The sequence below is a fragment of the Cytobacillus sp. IB215665 genome (assembly GCF_033963835.1).
GTDB lineage: Bacteria > Bacillota > Bacilli > Bacillales > SM2101 > Nanhaiella.
Genome location: NZ_JAXBME010000050.1, coordinates 1 through 883, shown reverse-complemented (window position 1 = coordinate 883; position 883 = coordinate 1). Strand labels below are relative to the sequence as shown.

The window sequence follows — 883 nt, the reverse complement described above, 5'->3', positions numbered from 1 at the left end:
TAGTTATTCTAAAACAGATCCCGATGCGACATTTATGCGAATGAAAGATGATTATATGAAAAACGGACAATTGAAAGCTGGTTACAATGTACAAATCGCAACAGAAGGTCAATACACACTAGCCTATAGTTTGTTTTCAAACCCAACAGATACACGTACGTTAATTCCATTTCTAGATGAAATTGAGCAACATTATTTTGAGTTACCGAACCACATTGTTGCAGATGCAGGTTATGGCAGTGAACAGAACTATAATGATATCCTTTCTAATAGAAAACGAGAAGCACTTATTACATATAACATGTATTTAAAAGAACAAAAGAAAAAATACCGACAAAACACATTTAATCCCGACAATTGGGAGTATGATGAGGAAACAGATACCTATACATGCCCTAATCAAAAACGGCTTCACTTTCATTATCATTCTATTTGCAATGACCGTACAGGTTTTGAACGGAAGTTCAAAATCTATGAATGTGAAGACTGTTCCTCATGCCCATTTCGTTCGTCATGTACAAAAGCAAAAGAAGGAAACAACCGAAAACTAATGGTGAATGAAAAATGGGAACAGCAAAAAGAATATGTAAGGGCGAAGCTTTCAGAAGAGAAAACGGGTGCCATCTATCGAAAACGAAAAATCGATGTGGAACCAGTTTTTGGATTTTTGAAGGCGAATTTGTGTTTCTCTCGATTTTCTGTACGTGGAAAATCGAAGGTGGAAAATGAAATGGGCCTTGCGTTAATGGCAGTGAATTTAAATAAATTCACTGCAAACAACTAAGATAGTAAAAGTATTCGAGTACAAAAATAAAGAGAGGTGAATTTTAGTAAGCTCAAATTCACCTCTCTTTATTTTTTTAGCTAGTTATGTCCCAGCCTC

Annotated in this window: 1 protein-coding gene; it reads left to right on the top strand. The window is 35.3% G+C overall.

Annotated features, from left to right (window positions below; all coding sequences use genetic code 11):
* A partial coding sequence (locus tag SLH52_RS23270) for a transposase (RefSeq protein WP_320211564.1) occupies positions 1-784 on the top strand: 784 nt, incomplete at its 5' end.
* Between the last annotated feature and the right edge of the window lie 99 nt (positions 785-883).